Origin of the sequence: Saccharopolyspora sp. NPDC049426, assembly GCF_040676935.1 — a bacterium.
In the GTDB taxonomy this organism is placed as follows: domain Bacteria; phylum Actinomycetota; class Actinomycetes; order Mycobacteriales; family Pseudonocardiaceae; genus Saccharopolyspora.
This window is the reverse complement of sequence record NZ_JBFAPZ010000002.1, coordinates 1-18,660: the sequence shown is the minus strand read 5'-3', so window position 1 is coordinate 18,660 and position 18,660 is coordinate 1. Positions and strand designations below refer to the sequence as shown.

At 70.3% G+C, this 18,660-nt stretch carries 17 protein-coding genes and 1 pseudogene; 5 read left to right on the top strand and 13 right to left on the bottom strand.

Annotated features, from left to right (window positions below):
• Window positions 1-44: 44 nt before the first annotated feature.
• On the bottom strand, window positions 45-2,219 hold the full coding sequence (gene helR, locus AB0J78_RS03185) for an RNA polymerase recycling motor ATPase HelR (protein ID WP_363786436.1): 2,175 nt from the start codon (window positions 2,217-2,219) through the stop codon (window positions 45-47).
• Between the two features lie 359 nt (window positions 2,220-2,578).
• Here helR and AB0J78_RS03180 point away from each other — a divergent pair, with 359 nt between their 5' ends.
• Together AB0J78_RS03180 and AB0J78_RS03175 are read left to right on the top strand one after the other, a co-directional pair.
• Window positions 2,579-2,788 carry a hypothetical protein gene (locus AB0J78_RS03180; RefSeq protein ID WP_363786434.1) on the top strand — a complete coding sequence of 70 codons (210 nt, stop codon included), beginning with the start codon at window positions 2,579-2,581 and terminating at the stop codon, window positions 2,786-2,788.
• Window positions 2,779-3,585 carry a hypothetical protein gene (locus AB0J78_RS03175; RefSeq protein ID WP_363786432.1) on the top strand — a complete coding sequence of 269 codons (807 nt, stop codon included), beginning with the start codon at window positions 2,779-2,781 and terminating at the stop codon, window positions 3,583-3,585. Before AB0J78_RS03180 ends, AB0J78_RS03175 begins: the two co-directional genes overlap by 10 nt.
• A gap of 176 nt (window positions 3,586-3,761) precedes the next feature.
• Here the strand turns inward: AB0J78_RS03175 and AB0J78_RS03170 are convergent, their stop codons facing one another.
• The 9 genes from AB0J78_RS03170 to pyrR form a co-directional block, all read right to left on the bottom strand.
• Complete coding sequence (locus tag AB0J78_RS03170) at window positions 3,762-4,118, bottom strand: hypothetical protein (RefSeq protein WP_363786430.1); 357 nt, start codon at window positions 4,116-4,118, stop codon at window positions 3,762-3,764.
• Window positions 4,115-5,197: a serine/threonine-protein kinase gene (locus AB0J78_RS03165; RefSeq protein ID WP_363786428.1), complete on the bottom strand. Its 1,083-nt coding sequence runs from the start codon at window positions 5,195-5,197 to the stop codon at window positions 4,115-4,117. Before AB0J78_RS03165 ends, AB0J78_RS03170 begins: the two co-directional genes overlap by 4 nt.
• Window positions 5,198-5,560: 363 nt before the next feature.
• The gene (gene pyrF, locus AB0J78_RS03160) at window positions 5,561-6,412 is read right to left on the bottom strand and encodes an orotidine-5'-phosphate decarboxylase (RefSeq protein WP_363786427.1); all 852 of its coding nucleotides are present in this window, start codon (window positions 6,410-6,412) and stop codon (window positions 5,561-5,563) included.
• 6 nt (window positions 6,413-6,418) lie between these two features.
• The gene (carB, locus tag AB0J78_RS03155; RefSeq protein ID WP_363786425.1) at window positions 6,419-9,730 is read right to left on the bottom strand and encodes a carbamoyl-phosphate synthase large subunit; all 3,312 of its coding nucleotides are present in this window, start codon (window positions 9,728-9,730) and stop codon (window positions 6,419-6,421) included.
• A complete protein-coding gene (gene carA, locus AB0J78_RS03150; protein WP_363786423.1) occupies window positions 9,730-10,851 on the bottom strand; it encodes a glutamine-hydrolyzing carbamoyl-phosphate synthase small subunit in 1,122 nt (373 codons plus the stop codon). The genes carB and carA overlap by 1 nt, the downstream gene beginning before the upstream one ends.
• 71 nt (window positions 10,852-10,922) lie before the next feature.
• A complete protein-coding gene (locus AB0J78_RS03145) occupies window positions 10,923-11,444 on the bottom strand; it encodes a transporter (protein ID WP_363786421.1) in 522 nt (173 codons plus the stop codon).
• Complete coding sequence (locus tag AB0J78_RS03140) at window positions 11,444-12,739, bottom strand: dihydroorotase (RefSeq protein ID WP_363786419.1); 1,296 nt, start codon at window positions 12,737-12,739, stop codon at window positions 11,444-11,446. The genes AB0J78_RS03145 and AB0J78_RS03140 overlap by 1 nt, the downstream gene beginning before the upstream one ends.
• 133 nt (window positions 12,740-12,872) lie before the next feature.
• Window positions 12,873-13,805 carry an aspartate carbamoyltransferase catalytic subunit gene (locus AB0J78_RS03135; protein WP_363786417.1) on the bottom strand — a complete coding sequence of 311 codons (933 nt, stop codon included), beginning with the start codon at window positions 13,803-13,805 and terminating at the stop codon, window positions 12,873-12,875.
• Entirely contained in the window at window positions 13,805-14,401 is a 597-nt protein-coding gene (pyrR, locus tag AB0J78_RS03130; protein ID WP_363786415.1) for a bifunctional pyr operon transcriptional regulator/uracil phosphoribosyltransferase PyrR, read from the bottom strand. Before pyrR ends, AB0J78_RS03135 begins: the two co-directional genes overlap by 1 nt.
• A 288-nt stretch (window positions 14,402-14,689) precedes the next feature.
• On the opposite strand from pyrR, the gene AB0J78_RS03125 reads away from it, so the two are divergent.
• Window positions 14,690-15,178, top strand: coding sequence for a transcriptional regulator (locus tag AB0J78_RS03125; protein WP_010311046.1), 489 nt, complete (start codon window positions 14,690-14,692; stop codon window positions 15,176-15,178).
• Between the two features lie 395 nt (window positions 15,179-15,573).
• Here AB0J78_RS03125 and nusB read toward each other — a convergent pair whose 3' ends face one another.
• The 3 genes from nusB to AB0J78_RS03110 form a co-directional block, all read right to left on the bottom strand.
• On the bottom strand, window positions 15,574-16,026 hold the full coding sequence (gene nusB, locus AB0J78_RS03120) for a transcription antitermination factor NusB (RefSeq protein WP_363786413.1): 453 nt from the start codon (window positions 16,024-16,026) through the stop codon (window positions 15,574-15,576).
• Window positions 16,023-16,589: an elongation factor P gene (efp, locus tag AB0J78_RS03115; protein ID WP_363786411.1), complete on the bottom strand. Its 567-nt coding sequence runs from the start codon at window positions 16,587-16,589 to the stop codon at window positions 16,023-16,025. Before efp ends, nusB begins: the two co-directional genes overlap by 4 nt.
• A gap of 83 nt (window positions 16,590-16,672) precedes the next feature.
• Window positions 16,673-17,782 (bottom strand): Xaa-Pro peptidase family protein, encoded by a 1,110-nt coding sequence (locus AB0J78_RS03110; RefSeq protein ID WP_363786409.1) that lies wholly within the window; start codon window positions 17,780-17,782, stop codon window positions 16,673-16,675.
• Between the two features lie 179 nt (window positions 17,783-17,961).
• On the opposite strand from AB0J78_RS03110, the gene AB0J78_RS03105 reads away from it, so the two are divergent.
• Together AB0J78_RS03105 and AB0J78_RS03100 are read left to right on the top strand one after the other, a co-directional pair.
• Window positions 17,962-18,507: a methylated-DNA--[protein]-cysteine S-methyltransferase gene (locus AB0J78_RS03105; RefSeq protein ID WP_363786407.1), complete on the top strand. Its 546-nt coding sequence runs from the start codon at window positions 17,962-17,964 to the stop codon at window positions 18,505-18,507.
• Window positions 18,471-18,660: pseudogene (locus AB0J78_RS03100) on the top strand (IS630 family transposase); the annotation flags it as partial. The gene AB0J78_RS03105 and the pseudogene AB0J78_RS03100, both read left to right, overlap by 37 nt.

Sequence of the window (18,660 nt, the reverse complement as noted above, 5' to 3'; positions counted from 1 at the left end):
CGACTTCCACTGAAATCCCGGTCCCGACTTCCATTGAAATCGGGTCACGCCAGCTGCGGGGGGTGTGAGGCGGTGAGTCCGGCGAGGGCCTCGGGGAGGGGGTCTTGGTGGAAGATTCCCAGGCGTTGGGTCGCTCGGGTGAGGGCGACGTAGAGTTCGGCGCCGCCTCGGGGGCTTTCGGTGAGGATGCGGGTGGGTTCGACCACCAGGACCGCGTCGAACTCGAGACCCTTGGTGTCCGCCGGGGACACCGCGCCGGGGATGCCGGGAGGTCCGATGACGACGCTGGTTCCTTCGCGTTGCGCTTCGTCCCGGGTGAACTCGTCCACGGCTGCGGCCATCTCGGATGCCGTGACCTGGCGGTGCCAGGGCGCGACTCCGCAGGAGCGGACCGACTCCGGGGGCACCACGTCGGGGGCGAAGTCGGCCAGCAACGACGCTGCGACCTGCATGATCTCCGCCGGAGTGCGGTAGTTGACCGTGAGCTCGCGGTACGCCCAGCGGTCGGGGACGTAGCGGTCCAGCATCGCACCCCACGCGCCTGCGCCCGCCGCTGAGCGGCGCTGCGCCAGGTCTCCTACGACCGTGAACGAGCGGCTCGGGCATCGGCGCATCAGGACTCGCCAGTCCATTTCGGACAGTTCTTGCGCCTCGTCGACGACGACGTGCCGGTAGGTCCAGTCCCGGTCGGCCGCGGCGCGTTCGGCCAGGTCGCGGGTGTCGTGCTCGACGAATCGCTCCGCCAGGTCCTCCGCGTGCAGCAGGTCCTGGGCCAGCAGGTGGTCCTCGTCGTCCATCATGTCGTGGCGCTCGGTCTGCATGATCTCCAGGACTCCGGCGGCGTACTCGGCCTCGGCCGCTCGCTCCGAGGCCACCGGGTCGGACGTCTTCACGACGCCCAGCAGGTCGACGAGCTCGTCGAGCAGCGGCACGTCGGAGACCGTCCACGCCTGGCCATCAGCGCGGTGCAGCGGCTCCGCGCCCACAGCCCGCAACCGCTCCGGCGATGAGTACAGGTCGGCCAGGAGCTGCTGCGGGGTGAGGATCGGCCACAGCTCGTCGAGGGACTCCGTGAAGGCCGGGTGCTCCCCCAGCTCGCTGAGCAGATCGGCCCGCAGGTTCTCCCAGACCTCCTCGTTGTCCCTGGTCAACCAGCCCTTTCCGATGCGGCCGATGGCGCGTTCGGTGAGCACGTAGGTGACGATGTCGGTGAACACCGCGCGAGCCTCGTTGTGCGGCAGGCCGCTGTCGCGGGCCTCCTCGCGCGCCCACTCGGCGGTCGCGGCGTCGATGCGGACCGTCACGTCCTCCAGCTCGATGTGCAGCGGCTGCGCCGGCAACCGCTGGCGGTCGGCGACCGCGGCCTTCAGCACGTCGAGGATCTTCAGCGAGCCCTTGAGCTGCGCGACCTCCGGCGCGTCCTCGGCCGTGACGTGCAGGCCGGGAACCAGGTCTCCGGTGGTGGCGAACACGACGTCGGACTCCCCCAGCGACGGCAGGACGCGGCCGATGTGGGTGAGGAACGCCGGGTTCGGGCCGACGAGCAGCACGCCGCTGCGCTCCATCCGCTCGCGCTGGGTGTAGAGCAGGTAGGCGACGCGGTGCAGCGCCACGACGGTCTTGCCGGTCCCCGGACCACCCTCGATGACCAGCACACCCGCGTGGTCGAGTCGGATGATGCGGTCCTGCTCGGTCTGGATGGTGGCGACGATGTCGCGCATCCCCTCCCCGCGCGGAGCGTTGACCGCGGCGAGCAGCGCCGCGTCACCGCCGGACTCCCCGTCCGGACGTCCGAGGACCTCGTCGGTGAAGTCGGTGACCTGGCGGCCTCGGGTGTGGAACTGGCGGCGCCGGCGCATGTTCTCCGGGCTGGCCGCGGTGGCGACGTAGAACGGACGTGCCGCCGGGGCACGCCAGTCCAGCAGCAGCGGCCGGTAGTCGTCGTCGGAGTCGAACAGCCCGATCCTGCCGATGTAGCGGCGCTCACCGTCGACCGCATCGAGCCGGCCGAAGCACAGGCCCTGGTCGGCCACGCCCAGCCGTTTGAGCTCCCTGGCCTGCGCCCGGACCTCCACGTCGCGCTCCATCGCGGACGCGCCGGTCCCCCGCAGCGCGTCCGCGTAGCGGGTCTCGACGCGCGCGCGTTCGGCGTCGAGCTGTTCGTAGAGCCCCGCGACGTAGGCGCGCTCGGACGTCAGCTCTTGTTCGTGCTGGGACACGTGTTCCTCGCAATTGATCGATTCCCCCAGCCGGGCACCGCGTTTTCGCTGGTCTCGGCCCAGACCGAGGATTGTGCGGCATACCCGGGGTCTTGCCGCAAGTCCCCCTGCCCTCTGTAAAATGAGAGCGGGAAGAGGGGATGCGTTCTCTTCCTCTCCCATTTCGCGGCAATTCTCCGGCAAGTCCGCCGTGCCTCTTGCCGATCACCGATCGCATCCGATCGTTCCCGCTGATCGCGCCGCCCCGGGTGTGCCCCGAGGTCACGCCGCTGCGGTCCCCGGAACGTGATGTTGCGTGCCCGACCGTCACGCGCGGACATTCGATCCCGTCACTGTTTCCACTGTGGAGGGACGAGAACATGTGCGCCAGTTGGCGAATTCCGGCTTGCGAGCACCGCGGCGAGGTCGTGGTGACGCTGCTGGTGCGGGACGAGATCTCCATCGCCCAGGACGGCGTGGAGGTCGTGGTCGCGCGCAGCCAGCTCACCGACGTCGCTGACAAGCTCTACTTCCTCGACCAGGCGTTCCGCGCCGAGGCCCGCGACGTGGTGGAAGCGCTGTGCGACTGATGACCTGCCTGATGCTGTGGGCGCTGCTGGCCGGCTGCGCGACCGAAGCGCCGGAGAGGCCCGAGGAGCTGTTCTGGGAGGTCTACCGGCGACAGGCCACCCAACCCGTCGTGCACACCCGCCGCGAACGCTTCGACACACCCGAGGCCGCCGCGGCGCGGAGGATGGTGCGGGTCAGCGACGAGATCTTCGACCACCGGTCGGGGCACCACGTCGGGACGAGCATCGAGCACTGGCGCGGCGAGAGCGTCGTGCGGACCAGGTGCGTCGACGGCCTCCGCCACGGCTACCTGCCCTCGCGCAAGACGTGGGACGGACCAGAGCCGAGCTCGTTGTGCCAGGTCAGCACGCGTCCGCTGCTCGGCGACGGGATCATTCCCGGGGGCTTGTCGGACGCGCAGGCCGACGCGGTGGTGGAGTCGCTGCGCGGCGAGCACCGCTTCCTCACCCCGCTGCCGCCCACTCCGGTCGACGTCGGCGGCAAGCGCTACCTGCGGATTCCAGTGCGGGCGCGTCCCACCGAGCACGACGGCACCGCGTGGGACATGCAGCACCTGTTGTTCGCGCTGCACGACGCGGGCGTGGACCCGAGGACGTACCCGTTCCAACCCGCCGACGACACCGGGGCCGGAGCGGACCTGACCTACTTCGTCGACCCGGCGACGCTGCTGCCCGCCTTCGTCCACCGCCAGATGCTGCCCGCACCGGGCCCGGTGGTGCGGGTCGAATACGTGCGTCCGGCGCGACTTCCCGCTGATCCCCTGGCGGACGTGACGCCGTGGGCACTGCGCTGGTGACCGACCCTCGCGCCGTCCCCGCCCCCGAAGGCCGGAATACCGCCGTAATCGGCACCCCGAATACTGCCGTATTCCGGTCCCCGAAAACTGCGGTAATCCTGCACCCGGAAAACCGCCGTAATCAGGCACCCGAAAACTGCGGTAATCCGTGGGTTTGAGGACTCCGGTGGGTGTGGTTAGCCGTTGCCGCCTCGGGACTTCTTGTCCTCGCTGCGGGGTTCCGGTGGGTTCACCGTCACGGTGACCGGGACCGTGCCGGGTGCCGGGATCGCGCGCACGTCCTCGGCGACCCGGTCGGCGGCGGCCATGATGGATCCGGCGCTGTCGGAGTCCAGCGCGCCGTCGGCGACCGCCTCGGCGATCTCGCGATGCAGCGCGGCCAGCGCGGTCTCGGTGTCGAGGCGGTTCTGCGCCAGGGCTGCGGCCTTCACCTCGGCGACGCGGGCGCTCAACCGGGCCCGCACGTGCGGGTCGTCACCGCAGCCGACCAGCACGAACCCGACCAGGAGCAGAACGGGCAGCAACCGGTTCATCCGCGCACCAGCCTCTCCAGGTTCTCCAGGTCCACGGGCAACCGGTCCACACCCGGACTTCCGGAAACCGGTGGTAATCCGGGTGTTTCGGATCTGTCGGGCCAGAGGGCGACGATGAGCGCGGCCAGGGTCACCACCACCAGCAGTCCGGCCGCGATCGGCGCGACCGGTGGGCGCGAGGGTTGCGGCCGGATCGGCATCGACTGCGTCGGCGGGCGATGCGCTCGCTGCTGCGGGACGCGCGGTGGCGGTGCCGGAAGCGGCGGCGGGACCGGGGCGATGACCTCCGTGGTGCGACCGCTGAGCAGGTCACCGGCCTGCTCGGCGGTGATGCGGCGCGCCGGGTCGGTGGCGAGCATCGCCAGCAGACCGCGGCGCAGGCGGGCGGGGATGCCGAACGGGATCTGCGGCGGGCGGACCAGCCGCGCCACCGCGGCGTCCGGCCCGCCCGGGTACTCCACGCGGCCCGTCACGCACTCCAGCAGCACCAGGCCCAGCGCGTACACGTCGGCCGGAAAACCCACGTCACCGCCGGAAACCTGCTCCGGAGCCATGTAGGTCGTGGTGCCGACGACCATGCGCGAGTCGGTCAGCCGGCCCGCCGCGTCGGCGAGGCGCGACACGCCGAAGTCGGCCAGGTAGGCGCGGCCGTCGTTGCCGATGAGCACGTTGGTGGGTTTGACGTCGCGGTGCACGACGTCGTTGCCGTGCACGTGGGCCAGCACGTCCGCGAGCTTGCCGCCGATGTCGGCGACGTCCTCGGGGGGCATCGGTCCGGCCTCGGTGGCGTCGGCCAGCGTGCCGCCCTCGATCAACTCCATGATCAGGAACAGCTCGTCCTCGTCGGCGCTGAAGTCGTGCACCGTCACCAGGCCCGGGTGGCTCAGTCCCGCCAGGATTCGCGCTTCCTCCGCGAAGCGCTTGCGCCCCAGCTCATCGGTCGCCGAGCGGAAGACCTTGGCCGCGACCAACCGCTGCAGGCGGGTGTCCATCGCCCGGTGCACGTCGGCCATCCCACCGCCGCCGAGGCGAGACCCCAACCGGTACCGCGCGCCCAGCAGCGGAGCATCGTCGGTCATCGAGCCAACCCTCCGAACCCCTCAACACAGCGACCCTAACGGGTGAAGATCACCCCGTGATCACCAGCTTCCACCCCTCCAACGAGCCGGCCGGGCACCAGTGATCAACGGAGGAATCCCCGCTGCTCAGGCGATTCCGGCAGCGACCGGGAGGGTCGGAGCGTCCGCCGAACGGCGCCCGGGAACGAACGCCCGAACGGAGCAGTTCATCCGAATTTCGCGCGAAATTCGAACGACCCGGCCATGCGGAGCCGAAGGCCGGCGAAGACCAGGCCCCCGGGCCACATCGGCGTGACGACAGACGCAGAACACCCGTCCCCAGCACGAGAGCGTCGTGCCGGGGACGGGTGTGTTGCGATCGGATCAGTCGTTGAGCTGGTGGCCGATCTCGTCCGCGAGGCGGGCGTGGGTGTCTCGCAGCGACTTCACCTCGGGGCCGTGGCGGAGCACGTCCCTCGACGTGGTCGGGAGGACGTGCGGCAGGGCCCGGCCGAAGACCGCCTTGAGGTCCCGGACAGTGGCGCCCTGAGCACCGAGGCCAGGGGCGAGGATGGGGCCGTTGAGGTCGGAGAAGTCCAGCTCCCCCGCGGGAATGGTGGCGCCCGCCACCACCCCCACGTGACCCATCGGTTCCTTGCCCAGGTTGGTCTCCGCCGCGGAGTCCACGATGTACTGGCCGACGGTGTCGCCGCTGCCGTGGACCGCCTGCTGCAGGCCCACGCCCTCCGGGTTGGAGGTGCGGGCCAGCACGAACACGCCCCTGCCGTTCTGCTCGGCCATGCCGATGGCCGGGGCCAGCGAGCCGTAGCCGAGGTACGGCGAGACCGTGATGGCGTCGACCGCCAGCGGGGCGCGCTCGTCGAGGTAGGCCATCGCGTAGGCCGTCATCGTCGAGCCGATGTCGCCGCGCTTGACGTCCAGCAGCACCAGCGCACCGGCCTGCTGCGACTCCGCGATCACCTTCTCCAGCACGGCCACGCCTGCCGACCCGTAGACCTCGAAGAACGCCGACTGCGGCTTGAGCAGCGCCACCCGGTCGGCCAGCGCCTCCACCACGGTCATCGCGAACCGCTCCAGGGCCTGGGGGCTCTCCCCCAGCTGCCACGCGTGCAGCAGCGACGGATGCGGGTCGATGCCCACGCACAGCGGCCCGCGCCGGCTCACCGCATCGGTGAGCCGGGCGCCGAAGCCGGCGCGCAGCGGAGCATCAGGCATCGCCGCTCACCGCCCCTGCCGCAGCGCGGCCTGCAGCGCCTGCAGCGGGCGGACGCCGATGTTGCCCTGGATCGCGGCCTCGATGCCCTGCACCGCAGCCGCAGCGCCCTGCACCGTCGTGATGCACGGGACGTCGCGGGACACCGCGGCCGTGCGGATCTCGTAGCCGTCGACCCGCGGACCCGGGTTGCCGTACGGGGTGTTGATGATCATGTCGACCTCACCCGCCTTGATCAGGTCGACGACATCGCGATCGCCCTCGACCGACTCGGTGTGCTTGGCGACCACGGTGGAGGTGATGCCGTTGCGCCGCAACACCTCGGCGGTGCCCTCCGTCGCCAGGATCTCGAACCCGAGATCGGCCAGCCGCTTGACCGGGAACACCAGCGAGCGCTTGTCCCGGTTGGCCACCGACACGAACACCTTGCCCGACGTCGGCAGCGAACCGTAGGCACCGGCCTGCGACTTGGCGAACGCCTGGCCGAAGGAGGTGTCGATGCCCATGACCTCGCCCGTCGACTTCATCTCCGGCCCCAGCAGCGAGTCGACGCCGACGCCCTCGCGGGTCCGGAAGCGGTGGAACGGCAGGACCGCTTCCTTGACCGCCACCGGCGCCTCGACCGGCAGGTCCGCGCCGTCGCCCTCTTCGGGCAGCATGCCCTCGGAGCGCAGCTCGGAGATCTTGGCGCCCAGCATGATTCGTGCGGCGGCCTTGGCCAGCGGAGCGGCCGTGGCCTTGGAGACGAACGGAACCGTCCGCGACGCGCGGGGATTGGCCTCCAGCACGTAGAGCACGTCGTCCTTGAGCGCGTACTGCACGTTGAGCAGACCGTGCACGCCCACACCGCGGGCGATCGCCTCGGTGGAGCGGCGGACCATCTCGATGTCCTGACGCCCCAACGTGATCGGCGGCAGCGCGCACGCCGAGTCGCCGGAGTGGATGCCGGCCTCCTCGATGTGCTCCATCACGCCGCCGAGGTAGATCTCGTTGCCGTCGCACAGCGCGTCGACGTCGATCTCGATCGCGTCGTCGAGGAACTTGTCCACCAGCACCGGGTGCTCCGGCGTCACCTCGGTGGCGCGGGCGATGTAGTTGGCCAGCGACGCCTCGTCGTAGACGATCTCCATGCCCCGGCCGCCGAGCACGTAGGACGGGCGCACCAGCACCGGGTAGCCGATGTCGTCGGCGATCCGCTTGGCGCCCTCGAAGGACGTCGCGGTGCCGTACTGCGGGGCGGGCAGACCGGCGGCGACCAGCACGTCGCCGAACGCGCCGCGCTCCTCGGCCAGGTGGATCGCCTCCGGCGGGGTGCCCACGACCGGGACGCCCGCGTCCGCGAGGCGCTGCGCCAGGCCCAGCGGGGTCTGGCCGCCCAGCTGCACGATCACGCCCGCGACCGTGCCCGACTGACGCTCGGAGTGCACGACCTCCAGGACGTCCTCGAAGGTCAGCGGCTCGAAGTACAGCCGGTCCGAGGTGTCGTAGTCGGTGGAGACCGTCTCCGGGTTGCAGTTGACCATCACCGTCTCGTACCCGGCCTCGCGCAGCGCCATGGCCGCGTGCACGCACGAGTAGTCGAACTCGATGCCCTGGCCGATGCGGTTCGGGCCCGAGCCGAGGATGATCACCTTCGGCTTCTCGCGCTGCTCGGCGACCTCCGACTCGGCCGCCGGGTCGGACTCGTAGGCCGAGTAGTGGTACGGCGTCTTCGCGGCGAACTCGGCGGCGCAGGTGTCGACCGTCTTGTACACCGGACGCACGCCCAGCCGGTGGCGCAGCGCGCGAACGCCGTCCTCACCGGCCAGTTCCGGCCGCAGCGCGGCGATCTGGCGGTCCGACAGGCCCGCGCGCTTGGCGACGCGCAGCAGCGAGGCGTCCAGCACCGGGGCGTCGACGAGCTCGCGGCGCAGCTCCACCCACGCCGAGATCTGGTCGACGAACCACGGGTCGATGCTCGAGGCCTCGTGCACCTGCTCGACGGTGGCGCCGAAGCGCAGCGCGCGCTCGACGGTGTAGATCCGCCCGTCGTGCGCGGTGCGCAGCTCGTCCAGAGTGGACTGGAGGGTGGCGCCTTCGGGGTCCGGCTTGGTCCAGAACCCGACGGACTTGGTCTCCATCGACCGCAGCGCCTTGCCCATCGCCTCGGAGAAGCTGCGGCCCACGGCCATCGCCTCGCCGACGCTCTTCATGGTCGTGGTCAGCTCCTGGTCAGCGCCCGGGAACTTCTCGAAGGCGAACCGCGGCACCTTCACGACCACGTAGTCCAGCGTGGGCTCGAACGACGCCGGGGTCTCGCCGGTGATGTCGTTCTGGATCTCGTCCAAGGTGTAGCCGACGGCGAGCTTCGCGGCGATCTTGGCGATCGGGAAACCCGTCGCCTTCGACGCCAGCGCCGACGACCGCGACACGCGCGGGTTCATCTCGATGACGACCATGCGGCCGTTCTTCGGGTGGATGGCGAACTGGATGTTGCAGCCACCGGTGTCCACGCCGACCTCGCGCAGCACGTCGATGCCGACGTTGCGCATGTGCTGGTACTCGCGGTCGGTCAGCGTCATCGACGGCGCCACCGTCACCGAGTCACCGGTGTGCACGCCCATCGGGTCGACGTTCTCGATGGAGCAGATGACCACCACGTTGTCGGCGTGGTCGCGCATCAGCTCCAGCTCGTACTCCTTCCAGCCGAGCACGCTCTCCTCGATGAGCACCTCGTGCACCGGGGACTCGGACAGGCCGAAGGAGGCCATCCGCTCCAGGTCCTCCTCGGTGTGCGCCATGCCCGAGCCCAGACCACCCATGGTGAAGCTGGGCCGGATGACCACCGGGAGACCGGACTCGGCGACGAACGAGCGCACGTCGTCCATCGACTTGCAGACCTTCGACGAGGGCACCTCGCCGCCGACCGAGCGCACGATGTCCTTGAACATCTGCCGGTCCTCGCCGCGCTGGATCGCGTCCACGTCGGCGCCGATGAGCTCCACGCCGTACTTGTCGAGCACACCGCGCTCGTGCAGCGCGATCGCCGTGTTCAGCGCCGTCTGCCCGCCCAGGGTCGCCAGGATCGCGTCCGGGCGCTCGGCATCGATGACCTTCTCGACGAACTCGGGCGTGATCGGCTCGATGTAGGTGGCGTCGGCGAACTCCGGGTCGGTCATGATCGTCGCCGGGTTGGAGTTCACCAGCGAGACGCGGATGCCCTCTTCGCGCAGCACCCGGCACGCCTGGGTGCCGGAGTAGTCGAACTCGCACGCCTGACCGATCACGATCGGCCCGGAACCGATGACCAGTACGTGCTTGATGTCAGTGCGTTTCGGCATCAGCGGGCCTCGCTCATCAGATCAACGAACTTGTCGAACAGCGGGGCGGCGTCGTGCGGACCGGCCGCCGCCTCGGGGTGGTACTGGACGGAGAAGGCCGGGCCGCCGAGCAGCCGCAGACCTTCGACGGCACCGTCGTTGGCGCAGTGGTGGGACACGATCGCGCGGCCGAAGTCGGTGTCGAACTCCTCGCCCGGCTCGCCTTCCACGGCGAAACCGTGGTTCTGCGCGGTGATCGCGACCCTGCCGGTCTCCTGGTCGATGACCGGGATGTTGATGCCCCGGTGGCCGTACTGCAGCTTGTAGGTGCCGCGGCCCAGAGCGCGACCGAGGACCTGGTTGCCGAAGCAGATGCCGAACAGCGGCAGCTTCCGGTCCAGGGCCTGGCGGGTCAGCTCGACCTGCGCGTCGGTGGTCGCCGGGTCACCGGGACCGTTGGACAGGAACAGCCCGTCCGGCGCGACCTCCAGGATCTCGTCCATCGTGGACGCCAGCGGCATCACGTGGATCTCGATGCCGCGCTCGGCCATCATCCGCGGCGTGTTCGCCTTGATGCCCATGTCCAGCGCGGCCACCGTGAACCGCTTCTGGCCCACGGCCGGGATCACGTAGGTCTTGCCGGTGGTGACGTCGCCCGCCAGGGACGCGCCGACCATCTCCGAGGAGTCCTTCACCGCGGCCACCATCTGCTCGTCCGAGACCAGCTCGGAGCCCGAGAAGATGCCGCCGCGCATCGCGCCCAGCTCGCGCACGTGGCGGGTCAGGGTGCGGGTGTCGATCCCGGAGATCCCGACGACGCCCTGGTTGGTCAGCTCGTCGTCCAGGCTCCGGGTGGAGCGCCAGTTCGACGGGCGACGGGCGGGGTCGCGCACGGCGTAGCCGGCGACCCAGATCTTGTCCGACTCGTCGTCCTCGTCGTTCCAGCCGGTGTTGCCGATCTGCGGCGCGGTCTGCACCACGATCTGCCGGTGGTAGGACGGGTCGGTCAGCGTCTCCTGGTAGCCGGTCATGCCCGTGGTGAACACGACCTCCCCGAGGGTGCGGCCCACCTTGCCGTAAGCCTCCCCGCGGAAGATCCGGCCGTCTTCCAGCACCAACGCGGCCGGTGTGTACGCGGTCATTTCTCCTCCTGTGCTGGCGTGGGGACGCCCCACGCCCCGGTCGGTCGGATGAACAGCTGCGAGAACGTCGTTCATCCGTCCTCCGACTCGTTCGAAGTCGTGTGAGCGGGCAGCGATCGGATCGCCTCGACCCACTCGGTCTGCGCTTGCTTGTCGTCGCCGCGGAACCCGGTGTCCAGCAGCTGATCGCCGAGACGCCAGGTCACCACCACCAGACCGGCCCCGGGCACGACCTTGTTGGCCAGCTTGTGGTCCAGCCGGGCGTCCACCACGGACGCGGCCGGGACCCACACCGCCGAAGCGCCGTCGCGCTCGATCAGCAGGCCCTGGGCGTGCAGGTGCGCGGTTCCGTTGGCGCGGTGCCCGATGTCGCCGACCGCGATGCGGTCCTGCCAGTCATCGGCGCTGGTCGTGCCGATGTACATGCCGGTGGCGGGGGTCAGGGTCTCGGCGCCGGGGTCGGCCGGCCGCTCCGGGAAGGGAGGCAGCTCGGCCGCCTGTCGTCGGGCTCGGGCCAGCCAGCCGCGCCGCATCCCGAAGAACACGAGCGCCGCCAGCGCGGCGAGCGCGAGCACCCACAACAAGCGTTCCATCAGCGCCTCACCTTGCCTTCGTGCGCGGTCACCGAACCGCGCAGCAGCGTCGCGACGACCCGACCGGGCAGCCGCATCCCCTCGAAGGGCGAGTTCTGTCCCAGGCTCGCCAGCTCGGCGGCCCGCACCGTCCACTCCGCGTCCGGGTCGACCAGCGCGAGGTTGGCGGGTTCGCCGACGGCGATCGGCCGTCCCTGGCCGGTCAGTCCGGCGATCTCGGCGGGACGCTCGGAGAGCACCCGCGCGACGCCTCGCCAGTCCAGCAGGCCCGAGCGCACCATCGTCCGCGTCACGATGCCCAGCGCGGTCTGCAGTCCGAGCATGCCCGGTTTGGCCGCGGACCACTCGCAGTCCTTGTCCTGGGCGGCGTGCGGGGCGTGGTCGGTGGCCACGCAGTCCACGGTCCCGTCGGCCAGCGCCCGGCGGAGGGCCAGGGCGTCGTCGTCGGTGCGCAGCGGCGGGTTGACCTTGTTGACCGGGTCGTAGGTCTCCAGCCGCTCGTCGGTGAGCAGCAGGTGGTGCGGCGTCACCTCGGCCGAGACGGTGCCGTCGGTCCCGCGGTCCTTGAAGAACCGCAGCAGCTCGGCGGTGCCCGCGGTGGAGACGTGGCAGACGTGCAGGGTTCCGCCGGTGTGCGCGGCCAGCAGGCAGTCGCGCGCCACGATGGACTCCTCCGCCGGGGCGGGCCAGCCGGCCAGGCCCAGCCGGGCCGCGTTCGGGCCCTCGTGCGCTTGCGCGCCGACGGTCAGCCGCGGCTCCTCGGCGTGCTGGGCGACCAGCCCGCCGAACGAGCGGGTGTACTCCAGCGCGCGGCGCATGAGCAGCGGGTCGTGCACGCACTTGCCGTCGTCGGAGAAGACCCGCACCTCGGCAGAGGAGTGCCGCATGGTGCCCAGCTCGGCGAGCTTCTCGCCCGCCAGCCCGACGGTCACCGCGCCCACCGGGTGCACGTCGACCAGGCCGACCTCGCGGCCCCGGCGCCACACGTGCTCGACGATCACGGCGTTGTCGGCGACCGGGTCGGTGTTGGCCATCGCGAACACGGCGGTGTAGCCGCCCAGCGCGGCGGCCATCGAGCCGGTCTCGATCGTCTCGGCGTCCTCGCGGCCCGGTTCGCGCAGGTGGGTGTGCAGGTCCACGAAGCCCGGTAGCACGACCGCGCCGCCGCCCTGCACGATCTCGTCGGCGTCGGCGCTCAGGTCCGCGCCGATCTCGGCGATCGTGGTGCCCTCGACGAGCACGTCGACCGGCTCGCCCTCGCCGTAGGGACGGACGTCCTTCAGCAACACGCGCACAGTTCCGCCTCTCCGCGATTCACACTTGTGGTTGCGAACAGCTCAATCTCGCGTTTCGAGGTTTCTCGTGGCTGGTTCGCGTCACGTTCCCCTGAGGTGCGGTCGAGCACGGCTGAAGTTGCAACAGGACTGCTCACGCCGCCAGCTCCTCTCCCGCCAGCAGGTGGTAGAGCACCGCCATGCGCACGTGCACGCCGTTGCCGACCTGCTGGGTGATGGCGGCGCGCGGCGAATCGGCGACCGAGGGCGCGATCTCCATGCCGCGCAGCATCGGGCCCGGGTGCAGCACGACCGCGTGCTCGGGCATCTTCGCCAGCCGCTTCTCGTTGAGGCCGTAGGCGATCGAGTACTCGCGCGCCGACGGGAAGAACCCGCCGTGCATCCGCTCGGCCTGCACCCGCAGCAGCATGACCGCGTCCAGCTTGGGCAGTTCCGGGTCGAGGTCGTGGCGCACCTCGGCGCCCCAGTGCTCGATGCCGGTGGGCACCAGCGTCGGCGGCGCGATGAGCGTCACCTCGGCCCCCAGCGTCCGCAGCAGGTGCACGTTGGACCGCGCGACCCTGCTGTGCAGCAGGTCGCCCACGATGCCGATGCGACGCCCTGAGACGTCCCCCAGGCGCTCCCGCAGGGTCGCGGCGTCCAACAGGGCCTGGGTGGGGTGCTCGTGCATCCCGTCGCCCGCGTTGACGACCTGGGTGCCGTCCTGCTCCAGCCAGCCGGCGAGCCGGTGGGCGGCGCCGGAGGCGGGGTGCCGGATGATCACGCAGTCCGCGCCGGCCGCCGCCAGCGTCAGCGCGGTGTCCCGGAGGGACTCGCCCTTGCCGACCGACGAGCTGCTGGCCGAAACGTTGATCACGTCGGCGCTCATCCACTTCCCGGCGACCTCGAAGGACACCCGGGTCCGGGTGGAGTTCTCGTAGAACAGCGTCACCACGGTGCGCCCGCGCAACGTGGGGAGCTTCTTCACCTCGCGCCCCAGCAGCGTCTGCTTGAGCGTGTCGGCGGTGTCGAGGACGGCGGTCGCGTCGGCGGCGGACAGGCCCTCGGTGGACAGCAGGTGGCGCATCACACGTCCTCCTGCGTCTGTTCCTTGTGGATCACCACGCGGTCCTCGCCGTCGGTCTCGGACAGCTGAACGGCGACGTCCTCGCTGCGGGAGGTCGGGATGTTCTTGCCCACGTAGTCGGCGCGGATCGGCAGTTCCCGGTGTCCCCGGTCCACCAGCACGGCCAGCTGCACCGAGCGGGGACGGCCCTGGTCGCGCAGGGCGTCGAGGGCGGCGCGCACGGTGCGCCCGGAGAAGAGCACGTCGTCGACGAGGACGACCAGCTTGTGGTCGATGCCCCCGGGCGGCAGGTTGGTGGGCTCCAGCGGCCGGTTGGGCTGGGAGCGCAGGTCGTCGCGGAACAGCGTGATGTCCAGGGTGCCGACGGGAACCGTCACACCGCTGAACTCGCTGATCCTGTCGGCCAAACGCCTGGCCAGCGGGGTTCCCCTGGTGGGTACGCCCAGCAGCACCACGGAACCGTCGCCGGTGTCCAGCGCGGTCTTCTCGATGATCTGGTGCGCGATTCGGGCTATCGTGCGCGCAACGTCACCGGCCGAGAGCAGCTCCCGCTGCCCTGCCGGTTCCGCCGCGCTCGCCTGATGGCGAGACGCCACGGTGCGACCTCCTTCTCCGCCTCACAGGACGGGTCCTTAAAGGATGGTGTGTGAGCTGCCCCGCAATCCGGGTTCGGGATGAACCTGCGCATCGCCGGGCTGCCCCGTACGCTATCAGCGACAACGGGTCAATCGACCGGGTGGTGTGTTGGCGCTCGCCACATCGGCATCGAAGACCAACTTGACCTGGTGACGCTCGCGAGCGAACATTACTCTCCGTATCGATCTGAGCTTTGCTCCCCGGTCGCCGTTATCGGCTGACGGGGCGAACGAACGGAGAAACGCCACATGGGCGACTACGCCAAGGCGCTGGGCAGCAAACTCCGCGCTATCCGCCAGCAGCAGGGTCTGTCGCTGCACGGCGTCGAGCAGAAGTCTGGCGGACGGTGGAAGGCCGTGGTCGTCGGGTCCTACGAGCGAGGCGACCGCGCGGTGACCGTGCAGAAGCTGGCCGAACTCGCCGATTTCTACGGCGTGCCGGTCGCGGAGCTGCTGCCCGAGGGCCGCGTGCCTTCTGGAGCCGAACCGGCCACGAAGGTCGTGATCAACCTGGAGCGCCTGCAACAACTGCCTGCCGAGAAAGTGGGACCGCTGGCCCGCTACGCGGCCACGATCCAGAGCCAGCGCGGTGACTACAACGGCAAGGTGCTGTCCATCCGCACCGAAGACCTGCGGTCCCTGGCGATCATCTACGACATGACGCCGGGCGAGCTCACCGAGCAGCTCATCGACTGGGGTGTGCTTCCCCCGGAGGCGCGCCCTGCCCGCGAGGAGTGAAACAACACCGATAGGCGGACCGGGGCACCCAGCGGCGAAGCCGCGACGGGTGCCCCTGGGCTTTCAGGGCTCTCACCCGATCGGTCGCCGATCGAGCACCCAGTGCGCTCAGCACACCGACAGCACACCGCCGTTCGGGTGAGAGCACCCCGTGAACACGAAGAGGGGCACCTGCCGACTGGCAGGTGCCCCTCTTCTGGCTAAAAAGTGCGGCGGGAGGCCGCCAGTTCCAAGTGCGGGACTCAACTCGCACCGACGCGGGTTCTCAGCGGCCCTCTGGGGAGGACGCCGCGACGCCGCGTATTGGCATACATCAGGAGTGGCGCCCGGACCCAGAGGGCCGCTGAGGTTCCGCTACCGGCACCGCCAAGCCAAGCAACCCCGAGAGCACAAGATCAGTCGACCGGGGTTTCCTCTTTGGGGAGGGTCTTGCGCAGCCTGTCGCGAATCCCCGCCAGGCGTCCGAGGACGCCGTTGACGAAGCGCGGGGAATCGTCGGTGGACAGCGCCCTGGCCAGCTCCACCGCCTCGTCCACGGCCACCACCGGCGGCACGTCGCCCTTCGGGCACCACAGCAGCTCGTAGAGGCCCAGCCGCAGCACGGCGCGGTCCACGACCGGCATCCGCGAGAGCGTCCAGCCCTCGATGTGCTGGGTGAGCAGCTCGTCGATGCGCTCCCGGTTCTCGTTCACGCCCTCGACGAGGGTGATCGTGTAATCCGGGACCGGAGCCGTCTCGGGCGCGCCGATCCGGTCCGACATGAGCGTGACGGCATCGGTCTCGCGCAGATCGGCCTCGTAGAGGAAATCGACCGCGCGCTTACGAGCCTTGCTGCGCGAGCCGCTCATTTGGAGTTGACGCGGCTGAGGTACCGGCCGTCGCGCGGGTCGACCTTGACCTTGTCACCGGTGTTCAGGAACAGCGGGACCTGGACCTCGGCGCCGGTCTCCAGCGTCGCCGGCTTGGTGCCGCCGGTCGAGCGGTCGCCCTGCACGCCGGGGTCGGTGTGCTCGACGAGGAGCTCGACCGAGGCGGGCAGCTCGACGTAGAGCGGAGCGTCCTCGTGCCGGGCGACGACGACCTGGCTGTTCTCCAGCATGAACTTCGCGGCGTCGCCGACGACGTCAGGGGTGACGTTGACCTGCTCGAAGGTCTCCGGCTCCATGAAGACGTAGTCGTTGCCGTCGTAGTACAGATAGGTCATCTCGCGGCGGTCGACGTTGGCGGTTTCCACCTTCACGCCGGCGTTGAAGGTCTTGTCGACGACCTTGCCGGAGAGCACGTTCTTGAGGGTGGTGCGGACGAAGGCGCCGCCCTTGCCGGGCTTGACGTGCTGGAAGTTGACGACGGACCACAGCTGGCCGTCGAGGTTGAGCACCAGTCCGTTCTTCAGGTCGTTCGTGGAAGCCACGTGGGGGTTCTCCTGTGGTGATGGCTTGGTGTTGCGCCGGGCCGCGACGGGGTGCCGGCGAAATTCCGCGCACTCGTCGTGCGTCAGACTTCGACGAGCTCTTTGGTCGTCAGGGTGAGGAGCTCCGGTGTGCCGGGCCGCACGACCAGCGTGTCCTCGATGCGGACCCCGCCCCGCCCGGCCAGATAGACGCCAGGCTCGACGGTGACCGCCATCCTCTCGGCGATTCTACCGTCCCCGCGCTGCGACAACGTGGGCGCCTCGTGGATCTCCAGCCCCACGCCGTGTCCCAAGCCGTGCAGGAACTGCTCGCCGTACCCCGCGTCGGCGATCACCTGGCGGGCCGCGGAGTCGACGTCGCGGACCTCGGTGTCGATCTTCACGGCCGCGCGGCCGGCCGCCTGCGAGGCGCGAACCAGCTCGTAGATCTCGCGCTGCCAGTCGGCGGCCTTGCCCAGCACGACCGTGCGGGTCATGTCCGAGTGGTAGCCGTCGACCAGCGCGCCGAAGTCCATCTTGACGAAGTCGCCGTGGGCCAGCACCGCGTCGGTGGGCCGGTGGTGCGGGATCGCGGAGTGCGCGCCCGCGGCGATGATCGTCTCGAACGACGGGCCCGCGGCACCGTTGTCCAGCATCCGGGCCTCCAGCTCGCGGGCGACCTCCAGCTCGGTGCGTCCCGGGCGGAGTCCGCCGTGCTCGATGAGGTCGGTCAGAGCGCGGTCGGCGGCGGCGCAGGCCATCCGCAGCGCCTCGATCTCGGTCGCGTCCTTGATCAACCGCAGCTGCTCGACCATGCCCGGAGCCCGGACCAGCTCGGCCTTGCCCGCGGCGTCGTCGAGCACGTCGCGGTTGTCCACGGTGACGTGCTGGGACTCGAAGCCGACCCGCCGGTGGTCGGTGGCCTCCTCGCCGAGGCGCTGGGCGATGGCCAGGTCGCTCGCCCGGTCGATGACGCGTTCCAGGTCCGCGACCTGCTCCTCGGCCTGCGTCAGGTAGCGGCCGTCGGTGCAGAACACGGTGCGGTCCTCGCCGCCGGGGCCGTCGGCGGCGTGCACCACCAGCGCGGCGTTGGAACCGGTGAAGCCGGTCAAGTAGCGGATGTTGAGCAGGTCGGTCACCAGGAGGGCGTCCAGGTCCCGCTCCCGCAGTCGGCTGCGGAGTGCGTCTCGTCGGTGGGCGTGCGTTTCGGACATGTTTCGGAGCCTAACTCGCAGGGCACGGGATTGGCCTTCGTCTGACGGCCGTTTGCTGAAAGCCGCCAGGACCTTGCGCCCCGCACCCGCTCCGTGCAACTCGGGGGCGCGGAAATCCGCAGGTGAGCGGATCTTTGCGAGCGAGGCCGGGTGTCGGTGGCGGGCGCTACGCTGAGACGGTGGAGCTGACGTGGAGCACCGTGGCGGGACCGGTCGGGGACATCACCGTGGTGGCCTCCGGGACCGGTGTGCGGCGGGTCGCCTTCGCCGGTCCGGACCTCGCGCTCGCCGAGTTCCCCTCGGCCGAGCCCGGCGGTCTCGCGGACGAGGCGACGGGTCAGCTCGGCGAGTACTTCTCCGGCGAGCGCCGGGAGTTCCGGCTCGCGATCGACTGGACCGAGCTCGACGGGCTGCGCGCGCACGTGCTGCGGACGCTGCAGGAGCTGGTGCCCTTCGGCGAGACCGTCAGCTACAAGCGCCTCGCCGAGCTCTCCGGCAGACCGGCGGCGTCCCGCGCGGTGGGGTCGATCATGGGTTCCAACCCGGTGCCGCTGATCGTGCCGTGCCACCGGGTGCTGGCCTCCGGCGGCGGGCTCGGCGGATTCGGCCCCGGCTTGGAGGCCAAGCGGAAACTGCTGGTGCTAGTGTCCTGCGTCGGAAGTTGGTTTTGTAATTGTAGGGTTCGTGGATGGGCAAGTCTGGTCGGCCGAAGAAGGCTGAGCTGAAGGTTTCTGAGGAGCAGCGTCGGGAGTTGGTGCGGGGCGCTCGGGCGGCGACGTCGAGGCAGGCGTATGCGCTGCGGTGCCGGATCGTTCTTGCGTGCGCGGAACCCGGTGCGTTCAACACGGACGTGGCTGCGGAGCTGGGTGTTTCGGTGC